Raw genomic sequence first — 26,148 nt, 5'->3', positions numbered from 1 at the left:
TCTAATCGCGCGTAATAGTTAGACTATTCAAATTAATAGTAGTGGACGTTATTCATCGGTGTAAATTGGGGTAATTTTTATAGGCTGATAGCATTATTCCGGCAAGTCTTTTCTCCTATTTCAGAGCATACCGGTCCAGGCATGCAAGAGGCAGCCAACCAAAAAAAGAACGCCCTTTAAGGACGTTCTTTTTTATCATTTACCCGGGCAATCGGTATATCTTTCAGCAAGTCCATAATCACATGGCCGCCCATAATGAGGCCTGCTACAGACGGAACAAATGCGTTAGAGGATGGCGGCATTTTCGCTTTTCTGATTTTCGCCTGGTCGTTTCCGACTTCCTGGCGAACCTCTTCTCTGATCACAATTGGACTTTCGTCAGAGAATATGACCTGAACTCCTTTTCTGATGCCTTCTTTCCTCAAACGCGTTCTGATTACTTTGGCAATCGGATCGGTATGTGATTTCGAAATATCGGCAATCTTAAAACGCGTGGGATCCGTTTTGTTTGCCGCTCCCATGCTCGAGATGATCGGAATATTTCTTTCCAGGCATTCTTTGATTAAGTGAATTTTATAAGAAATGGTATCTGAAGCATCAATCACATAATCCAGGTCATGGCTGAAGAACTCTTCATAGGTTTCTTCCGTATAGAACATTTTTAATGAAACGACTTCACACTCAGCATTAATGTCTTTAATTCTTTCTGCCATTAAATCTACTTTGGGTTGGCCCACTGTTGATAATAACGCATGTATTTGCCTGTTCACATTTGTAATATCCACGTCATCCTTGTCCACAAGAACAATTTTGCCGACTCCGGATCTTGCCAGCGCCTCTGCTGAGAAGGATCCTACTCCTCCTACACCAAGCACTGCCACCGTACTGTTTTTTAATAACTGCAGCCCTTGTTTGCCAATGGCTAATTCATTTCGCGAAAATTGATGCAGCAATATCTTTCACTCCATTACTTATCATAGTTTGTCTGCCCTTTGGCAGCAGCGATTTTTCTCCGAGTAAAATATAACACAATGAAGATAAAATGCAATACAGTATGATCAGCCAGACGCCATGAGACAGCAAAAGCCCGCACAAGTTACATAAACTCATGCGGGCCCGATAATAATCCGTTTTAAAAGTCCCAATCGTGCCGTCACTGTAAATGCCTTCGCTTTGAACCCGCACCCAGCAAGTGGGTGCCCTGTTCCGCGGAATTGCAAGTCCCCTGAAAAGGGCATTCGCTCACCTCGGAAACTTGGGCTCCCAGTTTAAAAATGTTCGGTCAAAACTAGGTGAGCAACGAACACATCAGGACTTTTCTTATATGACTTTAGAAAAGAATACCACAGGAAATTTCACCTTTCAAGCAATCACCCCTGGGCTTTTTTCTCCTTTATTGCGAGACGGATGTGGAGCTCCTCCAGCTGCTGATCGCTGACACTGCTTGGCGCTTCTGTCAGCAGGTCGCTGGCACTTGCTGTTTTCGGAAATGCGATGGTGTCTCTAAGATTGCTTCTTCCGGCGAGCAGCATCACAACGCGGTCAAGTCCAAGAGCGATTCCGCCATGAGGAGGTGTTCCGTATTCAAAGGCTTCAAGCAGAAATCCAAACTGCTTATAAGCTTCCTCTTTAGAGAATCCAAGCAAGGAGAACATTTTCTCCTGAATGTCTTTTTCAAAAATCCTGATAGAGCCTCCGCCAAGTTCATAGCCGTTCAGCACAAGGTCATATGCCTGCGCCTTCATGCCTTCAGGATCGCTGTCAAATTTGTCAAGATCCTCTCTTGCAGGCATTGTAAACGGATGGTGGGCGGCGTAGAAACGGTTTGTTTCTTCATCAAACTCAAAAAGCGGCCAGTCTGTAACCCAAAGGAAATTGAATTTGCTTTCATCAATAAGTCCAAGCTCTTTTCCGAGCTTCAAACGAAGAGCGCCAAGAGAATCAGCGGTAACTTTCGGCTTGTCCGCAACGAAAAGAAGTAGGTCGCCTTTTTGAGAGTCCATCGCATCTATTAGCTGCTGCTGTTCTTCTTCATTGAAGAACTTGGCAATCGGGCCTCTCAGTCCTTCGTCTTCATGCTTCAGCCATGCCAAACCTTTTGCACCGTATGCTGAAGCAAATTCCTGCAGGGCATCAATGTCTTTTCTGGAGTAGCGTCCTGCACCTGCTTTAACAGTCAGGCCTTTTACTTTTCCAGCCCGCTCCACCGTACTGCTGAATACTTTAAAGCCTGAATTTTTCACAAGCTCTGACACATCTGTCAGCTCCATGCCAAATCGTGTATCAGGCTTATCAGAGCCATAGCGGTTCATAGCTTCCTCATACGTCAGCCTTGGAAGAGGAAGGGAAAGATCCATTCCCTTTGTTTCTTTCATCACATGTGCCATCATGCCTTCTGCCATTGTTATAATCTCTTCCTGGCTCATGAAGGACATTTCCATATCAATCTGAGTAAACTCAGGCTGGCGGTCAGCCCTCAAATCCTCGTCCCTGAAACATCTCGCAATCTGGTAATAACGGTCAAAGCCAGAAACCATGAGAAGCTGCTTAAAAAGCTGAGGAGATTGCGGCAATGCATAAAATTCGCCCTCATGTACCCTGCTTGGAACCAGATAATCCCGGGCACCTTCTGGCGTGCTGTTTGTTAAAACAGGTGTTTCGATATCCAGGAAGCCATTGTCATCTAGGAAGTTCCGTACAGCGCGAGTAATACTATGGCGCAATTTAATCGTTTCCGCGAGAGCCGGTCTTCTTAAATCAAGATAGCGGTATTTGAGCCTGACATCCTCTGATACCTCTTCAGATTTGTTTTCAATCAAAAACGGCGGCGTTTTTGAAGCATTGAGAATGGTGATGTTTTCTGCCTGAATTTCAATTTTCCCAGTAGACAGATTAGGATTCACTGTTGCTTCGTCCCTTGCTACAACAGTTCCTTCAATATCCAGCACATATTCGCTCCGCACTGTTTCTGCCGTTTTCAGCGCTTCCGGAGAAGCTTCGGGATGAATCACAATCTGTACAATCCCGCTTTTGTCTCTTAAGTCAATAAAAATCAGTCCGCCAAGATCCCTTCGCTTTTGAACCCAGCCTTTTAAGGTTACCTTTTGCCCAATCGCTTTCTCAGTCACTTCTCCGCAGTAAAATGTTCGGCCAAACATAGTATCTTCTCTCCTTTTTTTCAGGCTTTATGCCTGCTGTTATGCTTCTTAAAGCTTTTGTTTCAAGTATTCTGCGAGCTCGTCAAGACTGATTTCCTTTTGTTCGCCCGTTTCCATATCCTTAAGAGCAGCCGCATTTTTAACCAGCTCATCATCGCCGATGACAGCAACAAATCTGGCTTTCAATCTGTCAGCTGATTTAAACTGCCCTTTCATCTTCTTATCCTCATAATCTTTTTCAGCAGCAAGACCTGCTTTGCGAAGGTCTCTGAGCAGCGGCACGGACCGATCCTTTGCTTTTTCGCCCATTGTCACAATAAAGCAGTCAATGCCTTCTTTAATGGGAAGCTGTATATTCTCTGCTTCAATTGCAGCAAGGAATCTTTCAATGCTTAAGGCAAACCCTATGCCTGGCAGGGAAGGGCCGCCCATTGATTCAACAAGGCCGTTATAGCGCCCGCCTCCTGCAAGGGTTGTGATTGCGCCGAAGCCGTCTGCATCGCTCATGATTTCAAAGGCAGTATGATTATAGTAGTCAAGACCTCTTACTAGATTTTTATCTACGGTAAAAGGAATAGCAAGCGCCGACAGATAGCTTTGCACTTTATCAAAATAGGCTTTGGATTCTTCATTTAAATAGTCCAGGATGGACGGAGCTGATGCCATCAATTCATGGCCGCGGTCTTTTTTGCAATCCAGAATCCTTAAAGGGTTTGTGTGGAGTCTGTTTTGGCAGTCATGGCAGAACTCCCCGATTCTCGGCTCGAAGTGATTGACCAATGCTTCTCTGTGGGCTTTTCTGCTTTCAGGGTCCCCTAAACTGTTAATCACAAGCTTAAGGTTTTTCAGGCCTGCGCTTTTATAGAGCTCCATCGCAAGGGAAATGACTTCCGCATCGATGGAAGGATCATTGCTGCCGATTGCCTCTATCCCAAATTGGACGAACTGGCGGTAGCGGCCTGCCTGCGGACGCTCGTAGCGGAACATCGGACCGATATAATAAAGCTTTACAGGCTGTTCCGGCTGTACATGCATTTTTTTCTCCACAAACGCCCTGACAGCAGCGGCTGTTCCTTCCGGCCTAAGGGTAATGCTTCTGCCTTTTCTATCTTCAAAGGTGTACATTTCCTTTTGAACAATATCTGTTGACTCCCCTACACTTCTTAGAAAAAGCTCTGTATGTTCAAAGATCGGGGTTCTGATTTCTTTGTATTGGTAGCTTTTGCAGATTTCCCGGGCTTTCTCTTCAATAAACTGCCACTTTTCCACTTCGCCAGGCAGGATATCCTGTGTGCCCCTTGGTATTTGGTATGCCATCTAGCTTTCCTCCTATTTGTTTTTGACCCTTGAATAATGATGAAAGATGAAAAAGGAAAATAAAAAAAACTCCCATCCCTGCATTATGCAGGGACGAGAGTTTTCTCCCGTGGTTCCACCCTAATTGAAACTGTAACAGTTTCCGCTCATCATCCGTTAACGCGGGAAGCGTCCGCTTCCTACTAAGCAATCATGCTTTTCAGAAGGAAACCTGAGGAGTGTTCTTTCACATGGTCATCCCGGAGAAATGCTTTCAGCCAAGGCATTTCTTCTCTTTCCGGCTGTATTCCGTGCTACTCTTCTCCCTCATATTGGTTCAAATATGTATATCAGCCTTAAAGGCCTGCTTCTTCATTGCCATTCATAACTTTATATAATCATACGAATCAGCACTTCATCTGTCAAGAACGGGAAAGATGTTTCTTCCATTTTCTCACGGAAGCCTTGCTGGGTGAAAATTCCTGAGACAGTTCTAAAGTCTCCATATCCTCATCCTGAAAGCGGCCGCTCTGGTAATCCCAGCCAAAAAAGCCGTTCCCTTTTCCCTGAAGGGATTCTCCCTTTTCACTGTATCTCATTCTTTCAACCCCCGCCGCAGCAGTATTTGGTGTTTATTGTTGCCAAAAAACGAAAAAACATTCCAAAAGAATCAAGGGATCTAAGCACAAAAAAGAGAAATGTATATACCGGCTGAAGACTTGGCTCTATTTGCCATTCTATTTTCCAGCATGCATCAGCGCATGCCTGATCCTGCTTTTTGGCAGTAATCAAATCCATTCTACTGCAGGGGGTAATCATGTTTAAAAAAGGTTTAACGATTTTGGCGTGCACAGCTTTGATGGCTGCAGCTGCACCTGACTTGCCGCTGTCTGTTCACGCAGCATCACAGGAAGCAACTGTTTCATCACAAGAATTGCATATTCGTTCAGGTCCTGGACAGACCTATCCGGTGCAATACACGGCTAAAAGAGGAGAAAAATTTGAAGTAGCCGAAAGAAACGGAGACTGGGTGAAGGTTCAGCTCCCAGACGGAAAAACAGGCTGGGCAGCAGCATGGCTCCTATCGATTAAAAGCAGTCAATCGCAAAGCAGCAAAGGTACTGCAGAATCTGCTGCATCAGACCTTAGAATGCGGACTGGTCCAGGGACCGGCTATCAAATATCAGGTACTTTTCCTGAAGGCGAAAAGGCGGCAATACTTGAAGAAGAAGGAAGCTGGCTGAAAATTTCCTATCAGGGGAATAAAGGCTGGGTGGCGAAGGAATATGTGTCCGCAGCCCTTTCAGATAAAGCTTTTACTCCCAAAACAGGAAAGATCACAGCGACTGCTCTTCAGGTTCGGAAAACACCTGGCACTGGCAATGAGTCAAAAGGAATACTAAACAAGGGGGAAACTGTCCAGGTCACTGGCAGCCGCGGAGACTGGTACAGCATCAGCTATAAAGGCGGCACAGGATGGATTCATTCAGACTACATAGATTTCACATCTGTTAAAGCTGCCTCTTCCAAGGCAAACGGCCGGACTGGAACAGTCAGCGCTTCCTCTTTGAATGTCAGAGATTCTGCTTCTGCTAACGGAAAGTCAGCGGGCACGATTTCGCAAGGAACAACCGTAAGCGTGCTTGAAGAAAGCGGAAGCTGGTATAAAATTTCTTTCAGCGGCGGGCTGACAGGCTGGGTGTCCGCCGAATATATTGATACTCGTGAAAGCACTCAAACTGCTTCATCAAACAAAGAGACGCTTACCATCCTTGCCGGCGGAACAAATATCCGGTCCCTTGCCTCCACTTCAAGCAGCATTATAGCCTCGGCTGATAAGGGAGATACCTTTCAGGTGCTTGGAAAAGAAGGAGACTGGTTCAAGGTGGCCCTGGCAAGCGGACAAAGAGGGTATGTGGCTGGCTGGCTGACAGATACAGGCGGCAGCAGCTCTCCTGCCAAAGATTCTTCAGGACAGACAATCAGAGGAAAAACGATTGTGCTGGATCCCGGTCATGGAGGATATGACAGCGGCACAATCGGCTATAATGGAACGCTGGAAAAAAACCTTACACTCAGAACAGCCCGTCTTGTTGCTTCCAAGCTTGAAGCGGCAGGTGCGCATGTGATTATTACGAGAAACAGCGACACGTATGCAAGCCTTCAATCAAGGGCAGCTCTTTCTCAAACCAATCATGCTGATGCTTTTGTAAGCATGCACTACGACAGCACCATTGACCAGAGCGCCAAAGGCTTTACATGCTATTACTACAATACGGTTAAAGACGGCAAGCTTGCTTCCTCCATTCATGATGCCATGGCAGCCAATTCCCCTACCTCTGACAGAGGCATGCGCTTTGGAAACTTCCATGTCATAAGGGAAAACAGCCAGCCTTCCATCCTGATTGAACTGGGCTATTTGAGCAACAGCATGGAGGAATTAATCATCACCTCTGAACAATATCAGGAGCAGGCAGCACAAGCAATTTATGCTGGACTGAACCAATATTTTCAGTAGAAATGCAGAGAGTGTACAGGGGAGAAACCGCCCAGTATATAAAAAAGCCCTGGTGCTCTCATGAGCACCAGGGCTTTTCCTGTTAATTTTTACTGTCCAGAATTAATGTGACAGGGCCGTCATTTGTAAAGGACACATCCATCATTGCCCCAAATACACCTGTCTCCACCTGAATGTTTTTCTTTCTCAGAAATTCGTTATAGGCTTCATACAAGGTGTTTGCTTCATCAGGCTTTGCCGCTTCCATAAAGTTTGGCCGGCGTCCCTTCCGGCAGTCCCCGTAAAGGGTAAACTGCGAAACGGAAAGCACAGAGCCGCCGATATCCAAAAGTGATAAATTCATTTTTTCGTTTTCATCTTCAAAGATGCGGAGATTGGCCGTTTTATCGGCCAGATATTCCGCATCTTTTTCTGTATCTTCATGGGTAACGCCAACGAGTACCATGAGCCCGTGTGAAATCTGACCGGTTACTTTTCCGTCTGCCGTTACCTGGGCGTTTTTGGCCCGCTGAATGACAAGTTTCACTGAAGTAAGCTCCTTTAGTTCATAATTCTTCGTACGGAATAAATATCTGACAGCTGTTTGATCCGTTCAACAACTTTATGAAGGTGGCCGACATTGCCGATTGAAATGGTCATGTTGATCGTTGCCACCTTGTTGCGGTCAGATTTTCCGGAAACGGAAGAAATATTGGTTTTTGTTTCGTTTACGGCCTGAAGCACCTCATTTAAGAGGCCTCTCCGGTCATAGCCGAGTATTTCAATTTCCACATTGTATTCTTTTCTGCCATCAAGCTGGTGCTCCCATTCCACCGGAATGAGCCTTGCCTGGGCATCTTCTGCCATGACGTTCGGACAATCCTCGCGGTGGACGGACACACCCCGGCCCTTCGTAATAAAGCCGACAATGTCATCACCTGGAACAGGATTGCAGCATTTGGAAAGACGGATCAGGAGATTATCAATTCCTTTGACCCGCACCCCTGCATCCCGCTTTCTTGAAGGAGCCGGATAGGCCTTGGTTTCTGTAACTACTTCTTCAAGCTTCTTCTCCTGTTCCTTATCGCGGATTTTACGCAGCTTTTCAGTCAGCCTGTTGGCAACCTGAAGTGCTGTGATGCCGTTGTAGCCCACAGCCGCAAACATATCTTCGTCATTGGAAAAATTAAACTTTTCGCAGACTCTTTTTAAATTGTCTTCTGCAAGTACTTCTTTCAGGTTGAAGTCCATATTTTTAATTTCTTTTTCAACGAGTTCGCGGCCTTTTTCCACATTTTCTTCCCTGCGCTGCTTTTTGAAGAATTGACGGATTTTGTTTTTCGCCTGAGAGGTAACCGCAAGCTTCAGCCAGTCCTGGCTTGGACCGTATGAATGCTTGGATGTCAGAATTTCAACGATGTCACCCGTTTTCAGCTTATAATCAAGCGTGACCATCTTGCCGTTTACTTTGGCGCCGATTGTCTTATTTCCGATTTCCGAATGAATGCGGTACGAAAAATCAATCGGTACCGATCCCGAAGGCAGCTCAATGACATCGCCTTTAGGCGTAAACACAAACACCATATCGGAAAAGAGGTCGATTTTCAGTGATTCCATGAATTCTTCTGCATTTGTTGCATCGTTTTGGAATTCCAGGATTTCTCTGAACCAGGTCAGCTTATTTTCAAGCGCCTGATCATCGTCCATTTCCCGTCCTTCTTTATAAGCCCAATGCGCCGCCACACCGTATTCAGCAATCGTATGCATCTCCACTGTGCGGATCTGCACCTCAAGCGGATCGCCTTTCGGTCCAATGACGGTTGTGTGAAGGGATTGATACATGTTTGGCTTGGGCATCGCAATATAGTCCTTAAAACGGCCAGGCATCGGCTTCCAGCATGTATGAATAATGCCAAGCACCGCATAGCAGTCTTTAATGCTGTTTACGACAATCCGGACGGCCAGAAGGTCATAAATTTCATTAAACTGCTTGTTCTGCAGCACCATTTTCCTGTAGATGCTGTAAATATGCTTTGGACGTCCGGAAAAATCGGCCTGAATGTGAACCTCATTCACCCGTTCCCTGACTTCTGCGATGACCTCATCCAGATATTCCTCCCGCTCAGCCCGCTTCTTTTTCATCAAATTCACAATGCGGTAATACTGCTGGGGATTTAAGTATCTGAGGGAAGTATCTTCAAGCTCCCATTTTATCCTTGAAATCCCGAGGCGGTGGGCAAGCGGTGCAAATATTTCCAGTGTCTCATTCGCAATTCTCCGCTGTTTTTCCTGCGGAAGGTGCTTGAGCGTTCTCATATTATGCAGCCTGTCCGCAAGCTTGATCAGAATGACGCGGATATCCTGGGCCATCGCGACAAACATTTTGCGATGATTTTCCGCCTGCTGTTCTTCATGGGATTTGTATTTAATTTTCCCGAGCTTTGTTACTCCGTCAACCAGCATTGCGACTTCTTCGCTGAACGCGTCGCGAATGTCTTCAAGAGACACATCCGTGTCTTCTACGACATCATGCAAAAAGCCACCGGCGATGGTTGAGGGATCCATTTCAAGATCCACAAGAATGCCGGCTACTTGAATAGGATGGATAATATATGGTTCTCCTGATTTGCGGAATTGCTCCTTATGAGCATCTTCAGCAAATTCGTAAGCTCTTTTTATAAATGCCAGATGGTCATCAGAGAGATAGGAACCCGCTTTTTCAATGACCTGTTCTGGTGTAAGCACTTGTTCATTTGCCATGAAATCACCTTTTTGTGTGAAAACTGTATTGTACCTATTATCAAGAAAATTTTTCGATCTGTAAAGAGCAACCGATCGAAAGGTCCAAAGGGCAAGCAGGAAGGGCGGACTGCGCTTCTTTCCTGCAGAAAATCCAATAGAAAAAAGCACTCTCCGGAGTGCTTTTTTCTATATCTCAATACTTCATCAGCGTCATAATATCGTAGCCGTCAAGCTTCTTGCGGCCGTCCAGGTAGCTCAGTTCAATCAAGAAAGCGATACCAGCGACAATTCCTCCAAGCTCTTCTACAAGATTGATGGTCGCTTCGATCGTTCCGCCTGTTGCCAATAAATCATCTGTGATTAAGACGCGCTGTCCTGGCAGAATCGCGTCTTTATGGATGGTCAGGACATCTTTGCCGTATTCAAGGCCGTATTCCACTTTAATGACCTCGCGCGGAAGTTTTCCTTCCTTGCGGACAGGAGCAAATCCAGCTTCAAGGGCATAGGCAACAGGGCAGCCAATGATAAAACCGCGGGCTTCCGGTCCGACAACTAGGTCGATTTGCCTTTCGCGGGCATATTCTACAATTTTATCTGTCGCGTATTTATACACTTCCCCTTTGTCCATAAGGGTGGTGATATCCTTAAATTGAATGCCGGGCTTAGGATAATCCGGAACAATCGTTACATACTGTTTCAAGTCCATTCTTCTTTTGTCCTCCTCATACGTTAACAAGCATTGCAGATCGCCGTAAGCGGTCATCGAACCAGGACTTCAGTTCGCTGCAGGAAGAATAAAGCAGCTTATTTTCAAGCTCAAGCTGTTTTTCTTTCCTTTGATAAGTAACTGATTCAGTTAAATCTCGCTTTGATGTTTCCCGATTAACAGAAATCATGCCATCGTCTATTGTAACAAAATCCAATTCAAAAAACACCTTTGACATGAAATTGATCGTGTTTTTTGTCCAGCCTTTATATTTAGCAAGCTCTGTTCCATTTTTCCGCACATCAAAAGGGCTCTTTTTCATCAAAAAGGCGTAATACCATTTAAAGTGTTCTCTTGTCGGGAGGGTGGAAAAGAAGTGCTGCTCATCCTGCCGGAAAACTGCGTAAATCCGTTCAGGCAAACTCCCCGCAAAAACGGCCTCAAGGTCTTCCAGCTGTTCAGGAAGATCCAGGAGCACAGCGAATTTGCCATTCAGATTTATCTGGCCTGATGCTGTTTCTTTTGAGACTCCTATTTCTTTCAGCCAGCTTTTAGTTGATGGCTGAAAGGCGATAAGCTCCAATTTATCCTGATCCATTTGCCCAAGCAGCTCAGGGAGTTTCCTTGCTCCTCTATAATCAAAAAGCTGCCATTCGCTGACAGAAATGTCCCGCAGCATAAGCTGGGGCTTTTTACTGTTGTTCCATTCATTAATAGAGAGTTCTCCGATCAAAGAGGCTTTTACATAGGGCGCCATTTCTTCCTTTAAGTATCCAAAGCCGAATCCCACGCAGTCAATGGAAGCCGTTTCCTGCTGAAGAGCCATTTTAATATGGGTCTGGTTCCCGCCAATTTTTCTCATGCCTTCAAAACCGGCACCTTCAATCATAATGATTGGTTTTGGATTGCTCACACCAAAAGGAGCCAGCTTATTCATCTGTTCAATGGAAGCAATTGAAATATCCTCCAGCCGGCAGGAAGCTTCAACAGCGGTGACTGGCTTGAAATCCTCTTCTGACAAAACCTTATATGCCTGCTCATTCAGCCTTTTGCGGAGCGCATCAATGTCCTCTGTTTTCAGCGTCATGCCCGCAGCCATTGTGTGCCCGCCGAAGTGCGGCAGCAGGTCTCTGCACTCAGAAAGGTTTTCATACAGGTCAAAGCCTTCAATGCTTCTCGCTGATCCCTTTGCTTTTCCTGAATCCGGGTCAACCGACAGCACAATGGACGGCCTGTAATATTTTTCAACAAGCTTTGAGGCTACAATGCCGACGACTCCTGCATTCCAGCCCTCCTTTGCCACAATCAGAACAGCATTTTCTTCAGGAGGGTACTGCTCCTCCACCTGCTGCATCGCTTCTTTGGCGATATCAGCCACAATTTTCTGCCGTTCCTTATTCAGCCTGTCTATTTCTTCCGCAAGAAAAACTGCTTCTGACATATCCTCCGTCAGGAGCAGCTGTACAGCGGGATCTGCATTTTCAAGACGGCCTGCAGCATTAATGCGGGGGCCGATGGCAAATCCGATTGTTTCTTCATTAATGTCATCCTGCTTGGCTGATGAAACGTTCAGCAGCGCTTTTAAACCAGCCCTGCTCGTTCTCTGCATCTGCCTGATGCCTCTGTGGGCAATCAGCCGGTTTTCATCTACAAGGGGGACGAGATCGGCAATCGTTCCGATCGCTGCAATTTCGAGCAGCTCCTCCGGTACCTCCCCTAATAAAGCGTGCGAAAGCTTCAACGCTACGCCGACGCCTGCAAGCTCCTTGAAAGGATATCTGCTCCCTGGCTTTTTTGGATGAATGATCGCGAGTGCCTCAGGGAGTACAGGTCCCGGTTCATGGTGATCTGTAATAATATAATCGATGCTGAGCTCCTTTGCATAAGCAGCTTCATCGACTGCTGAAATACCAGTATCAACGGTAATAATTAAAGAAACGCCATCCTCTTTTAATCTGAAAATAGCATCCTTGTTCGGGCCGTAGCCTTCTGTAAAGCGGTTGGGTATGTAAAACTGAACGTTCACTCCAATTTTCCGAAGCGCTGTCATAAGCACAGTTGTGCTGCTGACTCCGTCCGCATCATAGTCTCCATAGATGCACACCTTTTCGCCCTGTTCAGCCGCAAGCCTGATTCTCTGTACAGCGTCTTCCATTCCTTCAAGCAGAAACGGATCATGAAACGTTTGGTTTTCTGTATATATAAAAGCTTTTGCTGCTTCAACTGAAGTGATCCCGCGGTTCACAAGCATAGCAGAAACAAATGGCGTTAAAGACAGCGCATCCGCCATTTCCTGGACCTTTTCAGGGTCTGCATGGGCGACAGACCAGCGTGTTTTTGCCTTCAGCATAAAATCACCCCTCAATTTCTTTATTATACTAGAGAAAATGAGGGGTTTCAAACGCTGTTCATACTGTCTCAAAGCCCTTGCCGGACAGCATCTCCCTTCAATTTGGAGTGGCACATCAGTCCTGCGCCGCATAAGCCTGCTTCTTTGCCAAGAAGAGCTATTCCGAGCTTTCCTGCTATTTCCTCTGATACCGGAGTTTGATAGCTTTTGATTTCCTGAGCTAGATAGGCTAACAGCCTGCTGTTCTCCATGATGACTCCTCCTCCAAGGATAAGCAGGTGAGGATCAAGGACACAGCCCAATGAATAAATGGACTGCGCCAGATGGCTGATGGTGCTTTTCGCAAGTGATGCAGCTGGCTCCTCTCCTGCGAGAAGGCTATCAATCACTTCCCCCTTTTCCTGATTGGAGAGGACGTAAGGGGCGAAAACCTTGCCGGAAGCTGCTTCTTCAAGTGTTTGATAGAGACCCTGCGGACTTTTTCCTGAAATCGATAAGCCGATTTCTCCTGCAAAGCCTGCTCCTCTGAAAAACTCCCCTTTGTACAGAATGCAGCAGGAGATGCCTGTACTGACTGTCATATAAACAAACGTCTTTTTATTGTCTATCCTGCGGGCATGGTGCTCGGCAAAGGCTGCCATATAGACGTCGTTATCCATAGTTACCGGCAGCTTCAAATCTTGCTCCAGCCTTTCTTTTAATGGAAAATGCCGCCAGGGAAGGTTATTTTGAAAAACAGCAAGCCCTTTTTCCAAATCAAGCTTCCCGGGGACACCAGCCCCTGCTCCAATAATATGAGCGCCAGCCGGGGCATGTAAAATCGCTTTTTCAGCAGCTTCCCTGACAAGCGCATACATGGCTTCAGGACTTGAAGGGTCGCTTTTTACTGTCAATTTCCCTAAACAGGCACCGCTTTCGTCTACGAGACCAGAGGCGATTTTCGTTCCTCCAATATCAAGTCCGAGCGCAAGGTTCATTTTTGCCCTATGCTCATTGTCGGAAGAGTGACAACCTGGCTCAAGTATCTGGGCTGATCAGGGTCAAGGTTCATTGCCATCGCCCTTAATGCAGCCGCCATCTGGAGGTATGGCAGATACAATACTAGCGTGCATGCATCATCAGCTGCTGAGTGAACCGGAAGCTCCAGATCAGCTTTTTCCTTTTCGGCCGGCTCGTTTCCGCCAATATATACGGTATATGCACCATGCTTTTTAACATCTTCCAGCAGCGCCCTGTCAAGCTTTTCCGTTTTTCTGCTTCCAAGAATGACAATGGCTGTCCGGTCATCTGTAATGGAAATCGGGCCATGCCGGAATTCCAATGTGGAGTAGCTTTCGCAAAAGGTCTGCGTCATTTCTTTCAGTTTCAGGCATGCTTCTTTTGCTGCCCCCTGAAACGCTCCGCACCCAAGAAAAATCACCTTTTCAATGCTTTTATTTTCCGCCAGGCTTTTAACGGCTTCCGCTTCTCTCACCATCTCCGCCATATCTGCTGCTGCCTGTTCCAGCTGAAGGAGCGCCTCTTTGCTGTTTGCCAGTTTGGCTGCATATAGCTGCAGGGCATACAGCATGCATGTAAAAGAGCCCGTCATGACGACGCTTTTTTCTTCTATGTGGGAAAGAACGATGCTTTCATGTGCTGCTGCAATCATTGGCGATTGTTCATTACAGGTAACAGCAAGCACTGACACGTTGATTCTTTCGGCAAGGCTGTTTACAGCCTCTGCCACTTCTGTTGTTGTGCCGGACCGGGAAATGGCAATCACTTTCGTGTTTTTGTTTTCAGGCAGAATATTTTCAGGATATAAGAGAAGCTCTGAAGCTGGAACAGCATCAGCCGTCACGCCTGTTAAGCTTTGAAAAAATTTCGCAGCGCTGTGGGCGATATAAAAAGAAGTGCCGCAGCCTGTAAAAACGTAATGCTCTGACTCCTGAACAGGATGAAAGGACTTCCCGCTCATCAGTTTCCTCGTTTTTTCAATAAGAGCGTCCTGCTGAAGAATTTCTTTAACGGTATAGCATTCTCTCATTTTTGCTGCCCCCTTATTTGCATACTGCTTCTTGAAGCAGTGTTTGAAATGTCTTCCTGTTGACGGTTCCTGCTGTATATTCAAGCGCATTTGCAGCGGCTGCTGCAGAAGCATGCCTCAGGCACGCTAAGGGATCTTCATTCCTTGATAAAGCGAACAGAAATCCTGCTAAAAATGCATCCCCGCTGCCGACAGCGCTCTTTGCCCTGATATCCAGCGCCCCGATTTGATAAAGGCTGCCATTAAACGATAAAACAGCTCCCATCTTCCCAAGTGTTACGCAAACATAAGAGGTTCCTTTTTCGTGAAGCGTGCTCGAAAAGAATCGGAATTTTTCCAGCTCAAACGTTTTTTCCTGAACGTATTCCAAGTACTCGTGCAGATTCGGCTTAATCATATAAGGTCCTGCTGCAATACCTAGCGCAAGCGCGGCTCCCCCTGCATCAAGGACCGCTTTGCAGCCATGCGCCTTTGCAAGCACCACGAGCTCCGCATAGCTTTCAGGCGCGAGATTCCCGGGGAGGCTCCCTGACAAAGCAGCAAACTCGCTTTTGGCAAAAAGGGCAGCCAGCATTTTTTTGCACGCTTCCCATGATTCTTCATCAGCAGATGGACCGCTTTCCAGGAGCTCTGTCTGCTCATTTTCTTCCGCCTCTGTGACGATCGAAAGACATGTTCTTGTTTCACCAGGCAGCGGAGAAAATGAATGAGGAATGCCTTTCTCATCTAACAGCTGCTTCATGAGCTCCCCGTTTCTGCCGCCTGCGAAGCCGCTTGCTGTTATGTCAGCACCAAGAGCATGGAGAACCTTTGCCGCATTGGTGCCTTTTCCGCCGGGCTCTATAAAGCATTTCTCCACTCTGTTTGCCCGGTTCCTGTGAAAGGACTTCATCACATAGGTTTTATCAATCGCAGCATTCAGCGTAACGGCTGTAATCACTGAAGCGCCTCTTTTTTGAAAAGGAGGGCCATTTTTCGCCCTGCGATTTCCTTGACCTTTTCGCGGGCTGTTAAAAAATATTTTCGCGGATCACATTCCTTTTCATGAGAAAGCAAAAAACTCCTCAGCTCTTCTGCAAACGCCATTTTTAATTCAGTCGAAAAGTTTACCTTGCTGATTCCGCATTCTGCAGCTTTTTTCATCGCATCATCAGATAAGCCTGAAGCTCCGTGCATCACAAGCGGCAGCTTAGTCAGTTGGGCTATTCTCTCTATCCTGCCATAGTCAAGGCTTGGCGGTTTTTTGTATTCGCCATGAATCGTCCCAAAGGCTGGAGCAAGAAAATCGATCCCTGTTCTGACGGCGAACTCGCCTGCAAGCTCAGGATCAGTGAAATAGCGGTTTTCTCCTCCCCGCATATCTTCCTCTTCTTCATTCCGGAAAATCGAACCAAGCTCCGCTTCTACCGGAATGCCGACTGGCCTGCAGGCATCAACGGTTTTTTTCACAAGGGCAATATTTTCTTCAAAGCTCAAATGCGAACCGTCTATCATTACAGATGTATAGCCCCCTCTGATGCAGGCCATAACTGTTTCAAAACTGTCGCCATGATCAAGATGCAATGCAACAGGAATCTGCACGCTGTCGGCGAGCACCCGGACAGACTGAACAATGTAAGGAATGCCAAGATAGAGGATCGTTGCCGGCGTTGTTTGAAGAATCACCGGTACATTTTCCTCCTCAGCTGCTGCAAGAACCCCTTTCATCATTTCAAAGTGGTGCACAGCAAAAGCGCAAACCCCTTTTTTGTTTTTACTGGCCTCTTTTATCATCTCTTTTGATGAACATAGCCCCATGAATGGTCCCTCCTTCTAATCTGCTTCTGCCTGCTCTCTCTTTTGCACCTCATCTGCAAGATGCGGATAAGCTGCCATTATCCGCCGAATTTCTTCCTTCTGGCCTGGAGAAAGGGTCTCTTCAAGGTCAAGGCACCATATCCCGTCAAGCAGCCCTTGCAGCCTTAAAACCTCATGGATGCCAGGGATGCAGCCTTTGAAGGAATTTGCAGCATCAAATATAGCGGCATTCGCATCTGTCAGCTGCCAGGCAAGTTCCGTCAGTTCTGAAGGAAAACGATCCTGATTCTGTTTATATTTTTTGATTTTTTCAAGAAGCTGAACGGCTTTTCCCGTCCAGACAGCCCATTGTCCAAGCAATCCTCCAGAGATCGTTTTCCGGACAGGCCGGCCATTGACTATAAACTGAAAGGTTGTTAACAGATCAAATACAATGCTGTCATCGTTCCCTGTATAGAGGGCAATTTCATCTCTTCTGGACGACTCGCAGACAGCCCTTGCCACATCCAGTGTCTGGTAGCGGTTAAAGGGGGCCATTTTAACAGCCATCACATTTGGAATTTCGGCAAATTCCCTCCAAAAGGAATAGCTTAAGATTCTGCCGCCGACAGAAGGCTGCAAATAAAAACCGAAAACAGGAAGAATGGAAGCAATCTCCTTCACATGAAAGAGCAATTCTTCTTCCGTTTTCTCATTCAGCCCTCCAAGGCTTAAAAGTCCAAGATCATAGCCGAGTTTTACGGCAGTTTCCGCTTCCTTTGCAGCCTGGCTGGCAGGGCCGCATATTCCGGCAATCTTAATAAATGGCCTTCCGCTTTCTCTGTTCTTTATTTCTTCAGCTGCGAGAGCAAGCACCCTTTCATAAAGACCTGCTTCTCTTATTTCAAATTGGGTTGTATGCACCCCAACCGCTGCTCCTCCGGCTCCTGATGAAAGATAGTAATTTGTTAAGGCTCTTTGTTTCTCTTCGTCCAGCTGCCGATTTCCGGTGAGGGCAAGGGGGTGGGCCGGGATGACAATTCCTTCGTGAAGAATCTTTTTCAGTTCTTCCTTCAGCGTGACAGTCATTTAAAAAGCTCCTTCTCTTTCCTGAAAATGGGTCGGCTTGTTCACTTGAATTCCGTCTGCAAGCAGCCAGTCTGCTGTCCAGTCCATCATTTTCAGAAGGGTCACCGACGGATAGCCGAAAAGCTGAAATGCTTTGCCTGCATTGCTCAGCAAGGCGGTATCCTGTTCCGTCCCTTCAAAAACAGGCTTCTTGTTAAACTTTTCGGCAAAGTATTCTGCTGCAGCTCTGACAGAAAGCGTTTCAGGACCTGTCACATTTAAAACGGCCGGCGGACTTGAGGCATGCAGGAGCGATCTGATCGCCATTTCATTGGCGTCTCCCTGCCAGATCACATTCACATAGCCCATGGAAAGATCCAGCGGTTTTTCATTTTTTACAGCTTTCGCAATTTCAAGCAAAACCCCATAGCGCAGATCATTGGCGTAATTCAGCCTGAAAAACACGATCGGCGTGCCGTTACTTTTGGAAAAGTGCTCCATGATTCTTTCCCTTCCGAGGCACGACTGGGCATACTCACCGACAGGACCAGGCTTCGTCTCCTCCCTCGCACCGCCGCCTGCTGCAGGGGTAAGCGGGTAAACATTGCCGGTAGAAAAGACGGCTATTCTCGAGTTCTTGTATTTTTCAGCTGCTCTCCCTGCTGTATAAGCATTCATCATCCATGTGAACGATTCATTGCCTGAAGTACCGAATTTATGGCCTGCCATATAGATAACATTTTGGCAATCCGGCAGGCGCTTAAGCTGATCTTCTTCCAGCAAATCTGCCGCAATGGTTTCTACTCCTGCCTGTTCGAGCTCTTCTCTTGCTGCCGTATTCGTAAAACGGGACACAGCCGTTACTTTTTTCTGAATCCCTGATTTCCTTACTGCCCTTGCTGCAAGCTTCGCAAGACTCGGACCCATTTTCCCTCCTGCTCCGAGGATTAAAAGATCACCATCCAGCCTGCATATGTCCTCAATCAGCGCTTCACTTGGCTCTGACAGCCGTTCTTCCAGCTCTTCAACAGTTTTCATGCTTTTTCAGCCCTCCTGCTGCAAGTAAAATAGTGTGCAGCTTTATTTATTCCGGCAGCGGTTTCTTCCATATCCTGCTGTGTAAAAAATTCGCTCATCGGCAGCTTGATTGCTGTTTTTAAAATTTCTTCCGCGTTGGGACAGCTGCCTTCCTGATAGGAAACATCTGATAAATGAAACGGAAAGGTGCTTCCAGGGTAAGCTTCTTTTCTTTGAAAGAGGGGTGTGAGATAAAGAGGTTTCGGAATGTATCCTGCCTGATTCGGTATTCCTTCTTCTCTCAGAAACTCAGAAAATTCCTCTCTCGTGCAGCCCAGCTCTTCCAAGTCGATCCGGAACATATAGAACCAGTAAGTACATTCGCTGTTTTCCTCTATTTCCATCGGGGTGATTCCTGTTAATCCTTTTAATCTGTCTGTCAGCAGTGTTCCAAGTTCGTTCCGCTTTCTGCAGATCCAGGGCAGTTTTTTCAGCTGGGCGATCCCTACTGCGCCCTGAAGCTCTGTCATCCGGTAGTTTGGTGCAAGGTGACTGGGCTCTCTTGTCACATTGCTTTCAAACCTGGAATAATTTTTGTCTGCAAAAGCGTGAACTCTTTCGTAGTCTTCACGAGAGCCGTAGTTGACCGTAATGATGCCGCCGTCTCCTGTAGAGATGTGCTTAAAATCGTTTGTGCTGAAGCAGCCGTAATCTCCGAGAGTCCCAGTAAGCTTGCCTTTGTACTTGGCCAAATAGCTCTGAGCGCAATCTTCAATGACAATCAGGCGGTGCTTTTTTGCGATGGACAGGATCTCATCCATCCGGCATGGATTTCCGGCAAGATGGACCGCAATAATCGCTTTCGTCCGGCTGGTGATTTTCTTTTCAATGGCTTCTGGCGAGAGATTAAAAGAATGAGGCTCAAGATCCGCAAAGACTGGAATGGCATTTTGGTAGAGAACCCCGACTATCGTCCCCTGGTCTGTAATCGGACTTGTAATCACCTCATCGCCGACAGTAATTCCGGCAGCTCCGAGCGCTGTATGAAGCGCAGCTGTTCCTGAAGAAGCGGCAACACTTGCTGATATGCCGTAAAGCTTATTAAAATCTGAAAGAAATGTTTTTACTTTTTCGCCAAAATGGTAAAACAGCGTTCCCTGCTGGAGCGCCTCCAGCAGTTCATCAGCTTCTTCCCTGCCGAAGCGTTTGCCCGAGCCAAAGGGCACTGTTTTCGCTTTTGGTCCTCCAAGCATAGCTGGCTGTTCCATTCCATCTCCTCCCTGTTTAGATCGATTGAGCCTTATTCTCCATCAGCACTGTTCTGATGCAAGGAAGACCATATTTTTTTTCAAGCGCCAATCCCTTGTCAGCACAGCCGTAAGGCAATGGCGTATAAATCACTGCCCCTCCCGCTTCCTCCGTATTTTCAGCAAGCGGCTGAAAATCATGGGTAACAGCATGGATGGAAATGCTCCGTTTCTTTCTCTCCCAGCTGTTAATTTTTTCAGAGGTCCAGAATTCGAAGCCTTCTTCCTTCGCTTTTTGGATGACTTCCTTAATCGCTTCTTTGACTGCAGGCTGTTCATAAATATGGTTTTGATGAAAAAGAAAGTGAGCCGCGCCGCCGAGATGCCTGACTGTTTTTAAAAAGGGAGCGATCACAGTAGTGTCAGCAAGGGCATGATGATTCAAATCCTGTGTGAGAAATCCAAGCTCCAGAACATGAAAAAGTCTGTTTTGGCCTGTATGCCAATCAATCGGCCTGTACGGAAAACACGTTCCAAACAAAAAACCGATATTCCCTTTTTTGCTCGGTCCTCTTGACTGATCAAGCTCAATCCCTGTTTCGTCACACCATGAGTACAGGCTGCTCCAGCCTTCAAAGAGGGTGTAATGATTTTTATTGCTGACAGCCCTTAGAATGCCGGCCGCTTTTTTCAGCCAGTACAGCTGAGTTCGGAATGCTTCCCTTCCCCACACACCCTGCTCAGCTTCTAATGCATTGTAATGAAAGGCAATTTCATGCCCTTCTTTTTTCAGGAGGCTGTATATTTGACCGCTGTAGCCGGGCTCCAGCATGCACCATGTCGTTTTCACCCCTGCTGCTTTCAAAACCGCTGCTGTTTCAAGGGCCGCTTCATCTGAATTGCCATCGCTGTCATGCGAAATGATGGCGACATGGCTTGTGCCATCAGGCCATTGGCTGACAAACGGGAGGGAAAGCCCTTTGTCTGCCGCGGCATGAAAAAGGTTTCTGTATAAAGCTTCTCTCCAATAATCGGCATATGGATGGGCAAAGTAGGGCATGCCTGATGGCGTCAGAAACCGATCTGTCTCCCAATCCAGGGCGAATCCATCATCAGCCTTAAGCAAGCCTTCATCAATGTCAGCCGTCCCGTCAGGAGCCGGAATGCCGTCTTCTGTTACAGGCTTCAGCCCTTGCTGAAGCAGGACAATTGTTGAAGGGATATCCACATTCCAGTGCCAAAGGGTCCCTCTCCCGAACGGGAGCTTTTCCAGAACACTGCCTTTCAGTTCTCCATCAGGCTTTTCCGCTTTCAGCTCCCCCTCTGCCATGGCAGAGGGTTCCTCTCTCCGCCAAATGTTTCCTCTCAAATAGCGGAGAGGGACCGGCTGTTCAAAAAAATCCGGCAAAAAAGCATATCCCTTGCAAGCATTTTCCACTTTGCACTGAAAGAGGGCTGCGAGTTTCTCTGAATCTGAAAAATTGATCAGGCTTCCTCCATTGCCTGCATATGCGGCAAGCTTAAAACAAGCATCTTCACTGTTTTCCGCCAAACCGCAAATAAGAAGATCATAGTCTTCGAGATTTTCCTCCACTGACTCTACCAGGCTGTATGGGATTCCTTTTTGCTCCAGCAGTTCCTGTAAAAAATAAGAAAAGACGTTTTCATTGTGCTCCCATCTTCTTTCAGCTTCCATTCGGTCAATCAGAAGGCCGAGTGCAGCCATTGCCATGTTTTTTCCCCACCTTTCATTAAAGGCAAATCCACTTGCCTCCTTCATTTCTGCTTTCATTTGCCGCTTCAATGAAACGAATGATTTCAAGGGTTTCATCAAGCGGCGGAACAGGGCTTCCAGTGCAAAAAAATGAAAGAATTTGTTCCAGCAGGGAGGCATAGTAGGATCTGGCTGTTTTTTGAACTTCAACAAATGCCGGCTTTGTTTCAAAATGAACGAGCGCCCCAAAAAAGCCGTGTCCGCTTCTTGTACCTCTGATCGTGCCGGTTCTCCCATCATCCCATTCTGCGATCACGTGCTCAGTGCTCTTCGCATAGTCGGCGAAAACCCGTCTGCAGCCTTTTCCCATGATGCTGTACAGCATTTCAGCTGAATGGATGCCATACCAGAAAAGTCCTGGCTGCATCGGCTCAAGCTCCATCGGTCCAAAGCAGTCTGCACCGGACACTCCCTCTTCTTCGCTTTCAAGCAGGCTGTTCAGCGTGTCATCAAACCGAAGAGCAGAGCTGCTCATGAGCGGTACTCCTAAGTCCTCTGCACGCTGAACCATCCTTCTGGCTGATCCTGTATTGACGGCAAACGGCTTGTCAATGAACACAGGCTTTCGAAACCCGGAGACCTTTTCAAAAAGCTCTTCATGGGCACGCCCATCAACTGCAGTCATGATTATCGCATCAGCTGCCTCTGCAGCTTCTTCCGGCAAGGAGACGATCGGCACTTGATATGTTTCGCTTACTATTTGCACATACTTTTCAACACGGTCTCTGCTTCTTGGAAAATCATGAGATCCCCCAGGATAAGCAGCCGTTATTCTTACTCCTTTAAGTTTATTTGAATCGTGCCCGTCTGAAATCAAACGCGCAAATATTTCAGCATGCGAGGTATCAAGCCCAATTAAGCAGACCTTTAAGTCTTCCATTACTCCCTCCTTTTGTAGACAGGTAGTATACAGGACTGTTCAACTTCTATTGAGAGAAGGCCATAAGCCTCCTCTCCTTTCTGTTCTATTTCCAATAATTCTTGTCTTTGATTTGACTGTTGTATTCATCAATCATTTGCTGTCCGCCTCTGTTTAGGAATTCCTTCACCATTTGGTCCCATTCGGAAATCGGCCGCTGCCCTGAGATCATTTTTGTTTGTTCATCATACAAATACTGATTCAGTTCATCCTTTTTTTGCTGTGCTGTTTCTGAAACCAGTCCGTTCACGGGGTTCAAGTAATGATTTGAATTTTTGTGCATGTTCTCGAGTTCCTGTGCCAGCTGCTTCAGCACCGGATTTTTGTAATCCTTAGCAAACTCATTCGCATCATCACTCGGAGCCCACATCGCGTTGTCAACAAAATAGGTGGACGGCGTTAAACCATCATTTGCAAAGTTTGGAACAAGCTGTGCGTTGCCATCAACCGTTGTGTAGCCCTTTCCTTCATGGCCCCACCACCAGTCAAAATCCGCATTTTTCGCATTTCGTTCATTTCTTGGATAAAACTTTCTTCCAAAATCGATCATCTTCAGAATTCGGTCAAGCTTTTGCGGATCATCCGCAATTTTGGCAGAAATCGCTGTAATGCCTCCATATCCGGTTGTTGCAGCATACCCTGTATGCCCTTCCGGATCTTTGAAAGGAGGAATCGGAGCAAGCTTTGCACCAGGATCAAGCTTTAGGAGGCCGTCCATATAAGGGTCTGCCATTCCGCGGGGCGCCCCTAGAAAGATGCCTGCTTTTCCTGAAAAGAATTCCTTATTGGTATCAGGCCAGGATAAAACGGCGTAATCCTTTGTGATGGCATTTTCCTTGTAAAGCTTTTGAAAGTTTTGGATCAATTCCTTCCTTGCATCTGAAATTAATCCCGGAATATACTTGCCGTCTTTGTTTTTATGAAGCCAGACGTCGCTGTTCCAATAGGCGCCCATGTCATAATCAGGGTTAATGTTCTGCCCCATCGCAAAGCCATACGTATCTTTTTTGCCGTCCCCGTCAGGATCGTTATTTGTGAAAGCTTCTGCCGTTTTCATCAGCTCTTCATAATTTTGGGGCATTTTCAGGCCAAGCTTATCAAGCCAGTCTTTCCTGATCACCGGTGTCAGATCATAAATAGGATAATAGGTAGGAATGCCGTATATTTTGCCATTCACTTTCATGGCATCCCAAACGTAAGAAGGAACATTTTTAAAAGAATCATATTTTTTGATATAGTCATCAAGCGGCAGGAATGCTCCTTGTCCGGCCCACTTTGAATACCGGTTATCTGCCGCTTCAAATCCTGTAATATCAGGAATATCTCCAGACGCCACAACAGCAGACAGTTTTTCTTTGTAGTCGGCCTGCGGAACAAACTGAGGCTGATAATCAACGTGAAACCTCTCGTTGATCATCTTCAGTCCAGCACCGTCTTTTGGGGGCGGATCGCCAAAGCGGTAATCAATCGCGGTAATCTTATAGGTTTTATTTGGATCATCTTTGATTTCCTTCGTTCCCCCTGTTTGATTTGAGGAACACCCTCCCGCTACGACAAGAGCTGATAAAAGTACTGCACTCAATCGCATTGCTTTCATTTTTTCCCCTCCGCTTATCTTTTTGGCTTCCAGTTTTCCTATAGCACCCTCACCCTTTTACTGATCCAAGCATCACCCCTTTTGCAAAATGCTTTTGAAGAAACGGATACACGAGAAGAATCGGCAGTGTCGCAAGCAGAATGGCTGCCATTTGGATGGTTTCAGGCGGCGGCGGATTCTCAAGCAGCTGTGCAGAGCTTCCCAGCGCAGCATTCGGCTCATTAACGAGCACAATCTGCCTCAATACAACCTGAATGGGCCAAAGCGCCGGATCGTTCAGATAAAGAATGCCGGCAAAATAATTGTTCCAATGTAGAACAGCGTAAAACAGGCCGAATGCTGCAAGAGCGGGCTTCGAAAGCGGCAGCACCACTTTCCAGAAAATTTGAATTTCATTTGCCCCGTCCATTACAGCTGCGTCGTGCAGCTCTTCAGGAATGCTTGCAAAAAACTGGCGCATGACGATGAGGTAAAACGGGCTGATGGCTGAAGGGATAATTAATGCCCAAAGCGTATTCAAAAGCCCTGTTGCTTTGACAATGAGGTAAGTCGGAATCATTCCCGCATTAAACAGGATGGTAAATAGAACGAAGAACAGGAGAACCCGCTGGCCTTTCACAGGTCTTGAGAGCGCGTAAGCCATGGTGGCGGTAAAAAACAAATTGACGATTGTACCGGCAACGGTGATAAACACCGTAACCCCCAGGGAGCGGATAAAATTTTTGCTGCTCAGGATGTAGGAATAAGCATCTGCTACCCAATGCTTTGGCCACAGAAGAAGATCATTGCTCATATAATCAGACAGCGAGGAAAAAGAAACAGAAAAAATATAAAGAAACGGAAAAATCATTAATGCCCCTATCAAAAACAAAAGAATATAATTCAGGCTGCTTAACAGCCTCTCGGGTGCCGACTGCCTGTGCATTTTGCTTCACTCTCCCTTCTTTGCAGGTAATCAATACAGTCCATCTTCCCCGAATCTTTTTGCAAGCTTATTCGCTATGACGACCAGGACGAGACCAACAGCTCCTTTAAACAGCCCGACAGCTGTCGCAAACCCATAATCCGCCTGCTGAATCCCTTTAAAATAAACGAAGGTATCCAGAACATTGCCGATCGGCATATTAAATGGATTCAGCATCAGGAAGATTTGTTCAAACCCTGTATCCAGTACATTGCCAAGCCTGAGAATAAAAAGAAGGATGATCGTGCTTTTTAAGGCAGGAAGCGTGATATGCCAGATTTGCTTCAGCCTTCCAGCTCCATCCATCACAGCAGCTTCATACAGCTGCGGATTGATCCCGGCCAGTGCAGCAAGGAAAATGATTGTCCCCCAGCCTGCTTCTTTCCAGATCACCTGCAGCACAATAAGCGGCTGGAAAAAACGGGGATCTGTTAAGAATGGAATCCCCTGTATACCGATTGTTTGGAGCATGGTGTTGATCAAGCCTTCGCTTCTCAGAAAAATAACGGTAATGCCTGCTACAACCACCCATGATAAAAAGTGGGGAAGGTATATCACGGACTGAATCAGCCGCTTAAACACGCTGCTGCGGGCTTCATTCAGCATTAATGCCAGAACAATCGGAACGGGAAAAGCAAAGAGTATTTGCAAAAACGAAATACTGAGCGTGTTCCAGATAACCTGCACAACTTCCTTGCTCGAAAAAATCGTCTGAAAATGTTTAAAGCCTGCCCAAGGACTGCCCCAAATTCCCTGAAACGGATTGTAGTCCTTAAACGCGATCACAAGCCCGAACATCGGAATGTATTTATAAACCAGAAAATACAGAATGCCAGGCAGCATCAGTAAATACAGATACCTTTCCTTATGCAAATGCCTTTTGACCCTCGCCGCAAGAGACGGCTTTGGCGCGTTAACAGCTCTTGCAGCAGGCGGGAGCGCATTTGCCGGCTGATTTTCCATTCTGTTCCCTCCTATCGAATACAGGTATTTAACTTGTATGCAAAA

Annotated in this window: 21 protein-coding genes, 1 other RNA gene and 1 other annotated feature; of the genes, 1 reads left to right on the top strand and 21 read right to left on the bottom strand. The window is 46.6% G+C overall.

Features of this window, described 5'->3' with window-relative positions:
* Window positions 1-176: 176 nt before the first annotated feature.
* The 5 genes from LRR81_RS02020 to LRR81_RS02000 form a co-directional block, all read right to left on the bottom strand.
* A complete protein-coding gene (locus tag LRR81_RS02020; RefSeq protein ID WP_231787627.1) occupies window positions 177-953 on the bottom strand; it encodes a tRNA threonylcarbamoyladenosine dehydratase in 777 nt (258 codons plus the stop codon).
* A 181-nt stretch (window positions 954-1,134) separates the two neighbouring features.
* Window positions 1,135-1,318: non-coding RNA, 6S RNA (gene ssrS / locus LRR81_RS02015), on the bottom strand.
* Window positions 1,319-1,370: 52 nt separating this feature from the next.
* Window positions 1,371-3,158, bottom strand: a complete 1,788-nt coding sequence (gene aspS / locus LRR81_RS02010; RefSeq protein ID WP_231787626.1) for an aspartate--tRNA ligase — start codon at window positions 3,156-3,158, stop codon at window positions 1,371-1,373.
* Window positions 3,159-3,206: 48 nt separating this feature from the next.
* Window positions 3,207-4,475, bottom strand: a complete 1,269-nt coding sequence (gene hisS, locus LRR81_RS02005; RefSeq protein ID WP_231787625.1) for a histidine--tRNA ligase — start codon at window positions 4,473-4,475, stop codon at window positions 3,207-3,209.
* A gap of 86 nt (window positions 4,476-4,561) precedes the next feature.
* Window positions 4,562-4,796, bottom strand: a binding site (T-box leader).
* 80 nt (window positions 4,797-4,876) lie between these two features.
* Window positions 4,877-5,053: a hypothetical protein gene (locus LRR81_RS02000; protein ID WP_231787624.1), complete on the bottom strand. Its 177-nt coding sequence runs from the start codon at window positions 5,051-5,053 to the stop codon at window positions 4,877-4,879.
* 218 nt (window positions 5,054-5,271) lie between these two features.
* Here LRR81_RS02000 and LRR81_RS01995 point away from each other — a divergent pair, with 218 nt between their 5' ends.
* Window positions 5,272-6,972 carry an SH3 domain-containing protein gene (locus LRR81_RS01995; RefSeq protein WP_231787623.1) on the top strand — a complete coding sequence of 567 codons (1,701 nt, stop codon included), beginning with the start codon at window positions 5,272-5,274 and terminating at the stop codon, window positions 6,970-6,972.
* Window positions 6,973-7,054: 82 nt separating this feature from the next.
* On the opposite strand, the gene dtd is transcribed toward LRR81_RS01995, so the two are convergent.
* The 16 genes from dtd to LRR81_RS01915 all read right to left on the bottom strand — a co-directional run bounded on the left by dtd (window position 7,055) and on the right by LRR81_RS01915 (window position 26,103).
* On the bottom strand, window positions 7,055-7,498 hold the full coding sequence (dtd, locus tag LRR81_RS01990; protein ID WP_231787622.1) for a D-aminoacyl-tRNA deacylase: 444 nt from the start codon (window positions 7,496-7,498) through the stop codon (window positions 7,055-7,057).
* Between the two features lie 14 nt (window positions 7,499-7,512).
* Window positions 7,513-9,711: a RelA/SpoT family protein gene (locus LRR81_RS01985; protein WP_231787621.1), complete on the bottom strand. Its 2,199-nt coding sequence runs from the start codon at window positions 9,709-9,711 to the stop codon at window positions 7,513-7,515.
* Between the two features lie 175 nt (window positions 9,712-9,886).
* The gene (locus tag LRR81_RS01980) at window positions 9,887-10,399 is read right to left on the bottom strand and encodes an adenine phosphoribosyltransferase (protein WP_231787620.1); all 513 of its coding nucleotides are present in this window, start codon (window positions 10,397-10,399) and stop codon (window positions 9,887-9,889) included.
* 16 nt (window positions 10,400-10,415) lie between these two features.
* Window positions 10,416-12,749: a single-stranded-DNA-specific exonuclease RecJ gene (recJ, locus tag LRR81_RS01975; protein ID WP_231787619.1), complete on the bottom strand. Its 2,334-nt coding sequence runs from the start codon at window positions 12,747-12,749 to the stop codon at window positions 10,416-10,418.
* Between the two features lie 68 nt (window positions 12,750-12,817).
* A complete protein-coding gene (locus tag LRR81_RS01970) occupies window positions 12,818-13,726 on the bottom strand; it encodes an ROK family protein (RefSeq protein WP_231787618.1) in 909 nt (302 codons plus the stop codon).
* Window positions 13,723-14,778 carry an SIS domain-containing protein gene (locus LRR81_RS01965; protein WP_231787617.1) on the bottom strand — a complete coding sequence of 352 codons (1,056 nt, stop codon included), beginning with the start codon at window positions 14,776-14,778 and terminating at the stop codon, window positions 13,723-13,725. Before LRR81_RS01965 ends, LRR81_RS01970 begins: the two co-directional genes overlap by 4 nt.
* A gap of 13 nt (window positions 14,779-14,791) precedes the next feature.
* Window positions 14,792-15,718: a 1-phosphofructokinase family hexose kinase gene (locus tag LRR81_RS01960; protein WP_231787616.1), complete on the bottom strand. Its 927-nt coding sequence runs from the start codon at window positions 15,716-15,718 to the stop codon at window positions 14,792-14,794.
* A complete protein-coding gene (locus LRR81_RS01955; RefSeq protein ID WP_231787615.1) occupies window positions 15,715-16,575 on the bottom strand; it encodes a class II fructose-bisphosphate aldolase in 861 nt (286 codons plus the stop codon). Before LRR81_RS01955 ends, LRR81_RS01960 begins: the two co-directional genes overlap by 4 nt.
* A gap of 15 nt (window positions 16,576-16,590) precedes the next feature.
* The gene (locus LRR81_RS01950; protein WP_231787614.1) at window positions 16,591-17,643 is read right to left on the bottom strand and encodes a dihydrodipicolinate synthase family protein; all 1,053 of its coding nucleotides are present in this window, start codon (window positions 17,641-17,643) and stop codon (window positions 16,591-16,593) included.
* Complete coding sequence (locus LRR81_RS01945) at window positions 17,644-18,660, bottom strand: NAD-dependent epimerase/dehydratase family protein (RefSeq protein ID WP_231787613.1); 1,017 nt, start codon at window positions 18,658-18,660, stop codon at window positions 17,644-17,646.
* On the bottom strand, window positions 18,657-19,907 hold the full coding sequence (locus LRR81_RS01940) for a DegT/DnrJ/EryC1/StrS family aminotransferase (RefSeq protein ID WP_231787612.1): 1,251 nt from the start codon (window positions 19,905-19,907) through the stop codon (window positions 18,657-18,659). The genes LRR81_RS01945 and LRR81_RS01940 overlap by 4 nt, the downstream gene beginning before the upstream one ends.
* 16 nt (window positions 19,908-19,923) lie before the next feature.
* Window positions 19,924-21,618: a polysaccharide deacetylase family protein gene (locus LRR81_RS01935; RefSeq protein ID WP_231787611.1), complete on the bottom strand. Its 1,695-nt coding sequence runs from the start codon at window positions 21,616-21,618 to the stop codon at window positions 19,924-19,926.
* 19 nt (window positions 21,619-21,637) lie between these two features.
* Entirely contained in the window at window positions 21,638-22,540 is a 903-nt protein-coding gene (locus LRR81_RS01930) for a Gfo/Idh/MocA family oxidoreductase (protein ID WP_231787610.1), read from the bottom strand.
* Between the two features lie 85 nt (window positions 22,541-22,625).
* Complete coding sequence (locus tag LRR81_RS01925; protein ID WP_231787609.1) at window positions 22,626-24,176, bottom strand: extracellular solute-binding protein; 1,551 nt, start codon at window positions 24,174-24,176, stop codon at window positions 22,626-22,628.
* A 49-nt stretch (window positions 24,177-24,225) separates the two neighbouring features.
* Window positions 24,226-25,101: a carbohydrate ABC transporter permease gene (locus LRR81_RS01920; RefSeq protein ID WP_231787608.1), complete on the bottom strand. Its 876-nt coding sequence runs from the start codon at window positions 25,099-25,101 to the stop codon at window positions 24,226-24,228.
* Between the two features lie 30 nt (window positions 25,102-25,131).
* Window positions 25,132-26,103: an ABC transporter permease gene (locus LRR81_RS01915; RefSeq protein WP_408631575.1), complete on the bottom strand. Its 972-nt coding sequence runs from the start codon at window positions 26,101-26,103 to the stop codon at window positions 25,132-25,134.
* Window positions 26,104-26,148: the final 45 nt, after the last annotated feature.

Origin of the sequence: Metabacillus kandeliae (assembly GCF_021166585.1) — a bacterium.
Taxonomy (GTDB): Bacteria; Bacillota; Bacilli; order Bacillales; family Bacillaceae; genus Metabacillus_B; species Metabacillus_B kandeliae.
The sequence above is the reverse complement of the archived record's forward strand: the minus strand, read 5'-3'. Positions and strand labels throughout refer to the sequence as shown.

Excerpts from the sequence above, each read along its gene's own strand:
- LRR81_RS01925 (WP_231787609.1), bottom strand. The coding sequence starts at position 24,176 with ATGAAAGCAATGCGATTGAGTGCAGTACTTTTATCAGCTCTTGTCGTA.
- LRR81_RS01920 (WP_231787608.1), bottom strand. The coding sequence starts at position 25,101 with ATGCACAGGCAGTCGGCACCCGAGAGGCTGTTAAGCAGCCTGAATTAT.
- recJ (WP_231787619.1), bottom strand. The coding sequence starts at position 12,749 with ATGCTGAAGGCAAAAACACGCTGGTCTGTCGCCCATGCAGACCCTGAA.
- LRR81_RS01950 (WP_231787614.1), bottom strand. The coding sequence starts at position 17,643 with ATGACTGTCACGCTGAAGGAAGAACTGAAAAAGATTCTTCACGAAGGA.
- LRR81_RS01945 (WP_231787613.1), bottom strand. The coding sequence starts at position 18,660 with ATGAAAACTGTTGAAGAGCTGGAAGAACGGCTGTCAGAGCCAAGTGAA.
- LRR81_RS02000 (WP_231787624.1), bottom strand. The coding sequence starts at position 5,053 with ATGAGATACAGTGAAAAGGGAGAATCCCTTCAGGGAAAAGGGAACGGC.
- LRR81_RS01935 (WP_231787611.1), bottom strand. The coding sequence starts at position 21,618 with ATGGCAATGGCTGCACTCGGCCTTCTGATTGACCGAATGGAAGCTGAA.
- LRR81_RS01955 (WP_231787615.1), bottom strand. The coding sequence starts at position 16,575 with ATGGGGCTATGTTCATCAAAAGAGATGATAAAAGAGGCCAGTAAAAAC.
- LRR81_RS01985 (WP_231787621.1), bottom strand. The coding sequence starts at position 9,711 with ATGGCAAATGAACAAGTGCTTACACCAGAACAGGTCATTGAAAAAGCG.
- LRR81_RS01995 (WP_231787623.1), top strand. The coding sequence starts at position 5,272 with ATGTTTAAAAAAGGTTTAACGATTTTGGCGTGCACAGCTTTGATGGCT.
- LRR81_RS01980 (WP_231787620.1), bottom strand. The coding sequence starts at position 10,399 with ATGGACTTGAAACAGTATGTAACGATTGTTCCGGATTATCCTAAGCCC.
- LRR81_RS01930 (WP_231787610.1), bottom strand. The coding sequence starts at position 22,540 with ATGGAAGACTTAAAGGTCTGCTTAATTGGGCTTGATACCTCGCATGCT.
- LRR81_RS01965 (WP_231787617.1), bottom strand. The coding sequence starts at position 14,778 with ATGAGAGAATGCTATACCGTTAAAGAAATTCTTCAGCAGGACGCTCTT.
- LRR81_RS01915 (WP_408631575.1), bottom strand. The coding sequence starts at position 26,103 with ATGGAAAATCAGCCGGCAAATGCGCTCCCGCCTGCTGCAAGAGCTGTT.
- aspS (WP_231787626.1), bottom strand. The coding sequence starts at position 3,158 with ATGTTTGGCCGAACATTTTACTGCGGAGAAGTGACTGAGAAAGCGATT.
- LRR81_RS01970 (WP_231787618.1), bottom strand. The coding sequence starts at position 13,726 with ATGAACCTTGCGCTCGGACTTGATATTGGAGGAACGAAAATCGCCTCT.
- hisS (WP_231787625.1), bottom strand. The coding sequence starts at position 4,475 with ATGGCATACCAAATACCAAGGGGCACACAGGATATCCTGCCTGGCGAA.
- LRR81_RS01940 (WP_231787612.1), bottom strand. The coding sequence starts at position 19,907 with ATGGAACAGCCAGCTATGCTTGGAGGACCAAAAGCGAAAACAGTGCCC.